This is a genomic window from Streptomyces sp. MS191, assembly GCF_008042125.1.
Classification (GTDB): domain Bacteria; phylum Actinomycetota; class Actinomycetes; order Streptomycetales; family Streptomycetaceae; genus Streptomyces.
Window position 1 is genome coordinate 65,943 of sequence record NZ_RDBI01000001.1, and the last position, 3,848, is coordinate 69,790.

Below are 3,848 nucleotides of genomic sequence, written 5' to 3' on the forward strand. Positions count from 1 at the left end.
CCGCCACGGCCACCTTCCACGCCGACCACGCCTACGGCACCGCCGAGGACGCCGTCGCGTACGTGGAGCGTCTCCAGGCACGCCTCCTGCGGCACCGTGCCCATCTGGATCAGGCACATGATCTCGTCGGCGCCCGCGTCCCGGAGCCGCTCCACGTACGCGACGGCGTCCTCGGCGGTGCCGTAGGCGTGGTCGGCGTGGAAGGTGGCCGTGGCGGAGGGCCGCACCGGGATGCGCTGCTCGTGCAGGCGCGCCACGACCTGCTCCGAGGCCCGGCGCATCGCCGCCTCCTCGTCGGCGCCGGTGGCGCCCGCCACCACCGCCTCGTCGGGTATCCCGGCGCCCCCGTACCAGTGGCCGATGGACTGGGCGAAGAACCGCTGGCCCCGGATGCCGACGCGCCGGGCCTCGGCCCGGTCGTCGAGGACGATCGTGGGGCAGAGCACGGAGAAGTGGTCGTTGACGACGGTGGAGACGAACCGGTCCCCCGTGCGGGCGGCCCGGGCGGCGTCGTACGTCCGCCGCATCCCGGCGATCGACTCCGGCCCGGCGAAACCCATCACCAGGGCGCCGATGCCCAGCTCGGCCGCCTGGACGAGGGTCTCGGCACGGCTGCAGGCGAGGAAGAGGGGCGGATGGGGCGTCTGGCGCGGGCGGGGCAGGATCGGGTGCGGGTCGATGCTGATCAGCTCGGAGTGGTACTCCAGCTCCTCCTTCTGCCAGGCGGCGCCGATGATGCGCAGGGCGTCCTCGACCTCCCGGGCCGTGCGGTCCCGGTCCACACCGCAGAGCGAGGTCTCCTGCTCCGTGCCGCCGCGGCCCGCGCCGAGGTCGACCCGGCCGCCGGAGAGGAGGTCCAGCATGGCGGCGCGTTCGGCGACGCGGGCCGGGTGGTTGAACCGGAACGGCATGCAGACGACGCCGTGGCCGAGGCGGATCCTGCTGGTCCGGGCGGCCACGTAGCCGAGGAAGACCTCAGGGGCGGACATGTGCGCGTACCACTTCAGGGAGTGGTGCTCGACCGCCCAGATCCGGTCGAACCCCATCTCCTCGGCGAGAACGGCCTGTTCGACGCAGTCCCGGACGACCTGGTGCTCGTGCTCCACCGTCGGGTCGGCCAGCTGCGCCTCGAAGATCACGGAGAACTTCACGTGCCCTCCAGGGGGTTGTGTCCGTGCGCTGTCTTCATTTCAATTCGCCATATGACTAGTCGTCATATCGCGAACGGGCAAGACATCCCGCACGGCCCGGCACCGGAACTGCCGCAGACCGCCTGGGCCGTGCTCGGCCTGCTCTCGTTCCCCGGCGAGCGCACCGGGTACGAGCTGAAGAAGTGGGCCGACTCCTCGCTCCGCTTCTTCCACTGGTCTCCCGCGATCAGCCAGATCTACGCCGAGCTGCGGCGGCTGGAGGAACGGGGTTACGTCACGTCCGCGCGGTCCGGGCCCGAGGAGCCGCGGGCCAAGCGCCGGTACGCGATCACCGACGCGGGCCGGGCCGCGCTGGACGCGTGGGCGGCCGGGGAGGGCGGCCCGGTGGTGCTCAAGCACCCGCTGGTCCTGCGGGTGTGGCTCGGGCACCTGGCCGCGCCGGAACGCCTGCGGGCCCTGGTGGAGGACCATCTCGCCCTCACCCACGACGAACTGGCCGAGGTACGGGCCGCCCTGGCCCGGGCGCGGGAGGAACCGCGCTGGCGGCACCCGGTGGTGGCCCTGCGCTGGAGCGAGCGCCGGCTCCTGGCCGAGCTGGAGCTGGCCCGGGAGATGCTCACGGACCTGGACCACCTCCCCGCCGACGGACGGTCCGAGGATCGGTGCGACGGGGCGTGAGGCGGCCGGCGCGGTGGCCGGCCGCCGCCCGGCGGGCGAGTGGCTCGGGCGCCCCCGGACGCCCGGCTGCTTCTCGTCACCTGCGACGACCCCGGGACGCCCCGGCCGGGTGGGGCCCGGCCCGGATAACCGGGGCGGCCGACACCCGCACGTGCGCTGACCTCTCGATGTCCAGCCGTTAGGCTGCGCCCCGAGCCGCACCGGGTGCCCGGAGGGGTCCCCGGGCCGGGACATCGACGGAAGCGAGAAGGTCTTGACTTTCCTCACCATCGGTCATCGCGGAGTCATGGGCGTCGAACCCGAGAACACCCTGCGCTCGTTCGTGCGGGCGGAGCGGGCCGGGATGGACGCCATCGAGCTGGATCTCCACCTGAGCAAGGACGGCGCACTCGTCGTCATGCACGACGCGGACGTCGACCGCACCACCGACGGCAGCGGCCCGATCTCCGCGCAGACCCTCGCCGAGCTGCGCGAACTGGACGCCGGCGACGGGGAGCGCGTCCCCGTCTTCGAGGAGGTCCTGGACGCGGTGCGGGCCCCGCTCCAGGCCGAGATCAAGGACGTGGCGGCGGCCCAGGCGCTCGCCGGCGTGCTGAACCGGCGCGACCTGGCCGAGCGGGTGGAGGTGCTGTCCTTCCACGACGAGGCGATCGCCGAGACCGCCCGTCTCGTGCCCGGTGTCCGCACGGCCCTGGTCGCGGACCGCTGGGGCGACGACGTCGTGGACCGGGCCCTCGCGGTCGGGGCCGGCGCGCTCGTCCTCAACATCCGGCACCTGACGCTGGCGACCGTCGAGCGGGCCCACGCGGAGCGGCTGCGGGTGATCGGCTGGGTGGTGAACACCCAGGAGCACCTGCGGCTGGCGCGGGCCCTGGAGCTGGACGGCGCGACGACCGACTATCCGGAGATCCGCCGCACCGGCCGCTTCACGGCCTGACCCGCCCCCGGCCGGGGGCCCTCAGACCAGTTCCTTCACCAGCAGCTCGAACTGCAGGTCGTCGCGCTGCGGGACGCCGAAGCGCTCGTCGCCGTACGGGAACGGGGTCATCCGTCCCGTACGGCGGTAGCCGCGCCGCTCGTACCAGGCGATGAGCTCCTCGCGGACCGAGATCACCGTCATGTGCATCTCGCGCACGCCCCAGATCTCGCGGACCCGCCGCTCCGCCTCGGTGATGATCAGGCGGCCCAGGCCGGCGCCCTGGAGCGCCGGGCTGACCGCGAACATGCCGAAGTAGGCGGCGTCGCCGCGGTGTTCCAGCTGGCAGCAGGCGATGACCCGGCCGTCCCTCTCGACCACCATCAGGCGGCTGCCCTCGGCGGTGATGACGTCCCGGACGCCCTCCGCGTCGGTCCGCTGGCCCTGGAGGATGTCCGCCTCGGTGGTCCAGCCGGCCCGGCTGGAGTCGCCGCGGTAGGCCGACTCGACCAGCGGGACCAGGACCGGGACGTCGTCCTCGACCGCGTCGCGGTAGGTGATCCGGCCGGTGTCCTGGGGCGCGGCGGTGTCCATGGTGTTCGGTCTCCCCTCGGGGCGCTGATCGATCGGTGAAGGCGATCGGCCCCGAGCCTAACGTGAGGGCGCGCTCCCCCTCGTACGCCCCTGCGCGCCTCTGCGCTCGCGTGTGCCCCGGTGTGGCTGGGCATGCACCCGGGGGGCCGAGCGGCGCCGTCGGACGGGGAGGTGTGCGGTGCACGGAGCGGCGTGGGCTGCGTGGCCGGCGTGGGCGATGGTCGCGCTGTGCGCGGCGAGCGCGGTGTACTGCCTGCTGCGTCGGCGCGGGTGCGCGGGCGAGGAGCGCAGGGCCGCCGGCGGCGAGGCCGTGATGGGCTTCGGGATGGCCGCGATGGCCCTGCCGGCGGCGGTGCTCACGCCGCCGGTCTGGAGCTGGTCGGTGTACGCCGTGGTGTTCGGGGTCGCGTCGTTGCGCGCGCGGCAAGTGACGTACGCCACGGTTTCGCCCGGCGCGTCGGGCCACGCCCCTTGTGAGGCGGGGACGGCCGGCGGCGTCCCGGGTCAGC

Annotated in this window: 5 protein-coding genes; 3 read left to right on the forward strand and 2 right to left on the reverse strand. The window is 74.0% G+C overall.

Going from position 1 to position 3,848, the window contains the following annotated elements:
* Positions 1-1,151 (reverse strand): LLM class flavin-dependent oxidoreductase (locus EAO71_RS00330; RefSeq protein ID WP_147975764.1); only part of this gene is annotated, 1,151 nt, incomplete at its 3' end.
* Positions 1,152-1,202: 51 nt separating this feature from the next.
* On the opposite strand from EAO71_RS00330, the gene EAO71_RS00335 reads away from it, so the two are divergent.
* Both EAO71_RS00335 and EAO71_RS00340 read left to right on the forward strand, forming a co-directional pair.
* The gene (locus tag EAO71_RS00335) at positions 1,203-1,829 is read left to right on the forward strand and encodes a PadR family transcriptional regulator (RefSeq protein WP_187282495.1); all 627 of its coding nucleotides are present in this window, start codon (positions 1,203-1,205) and stop codon (positions 1,827-1,829) included.
* Between the two features lie 253 nt (positions 1,830-2,082).
* The gene (locus EAO71_RS00340; RefSeq protein ID WP_147975733.1) at positions 2,083-2,766 is read left to right on the forward strand and encodes a glycerophosphodiester phosphodiesterase; all 684 of its coding nucleotides are present in this window, start codon (positions 2,083-2,085) and stop codon (positions 2,764-2,766) included.
* 21 nt (positions 2,767-2,787) lie between these two features.
* Here EAO71_RS00340 and EAO71_RS00345 read toward each other — a convergent pair whose 3' ends face one another.
* Positions 2,788-3,339, reverse strand: coding sequence for a GNAT family N-acetyltransferase (locus EAO71_RS00345; RefSeq protein ID WP_147975734.1), 552 nt, complete (start codon positions 3,337-3,339; stop codon positions 2,788-2,790).
* Between the two features lie 217 nt (positions 3,340-3,556).
* Between EAO71_RS00345 and EAO71_RS00350 the strand changes: the two genes are divergently transcribed.
* The coding region (locus EAO71_RS00350; protein ID WP_147975766.1) for a DUF5134 domain-containing protein at positions 3,557-3,848 on the forward strand (292 nt) is incomplete at its 3' end.

Bases quoted from the DNA above. Each gene is read 5' to 3' on its own strand.
- EAO71_RS00335 (WP_187282495.1), top strand. From the start codon at position 1,203: ATGACTAGTCGTCATATCGCGAACGGGCAAGACATCCCGCACGGCCCG.
- EAO71_RS00345 (WP_147975734.1), bottom strand. From the start codon at position 3,339: ATGGACACCGCCGCGCCCCAGGACACCGGCCGGATCACCTACCGCGAC.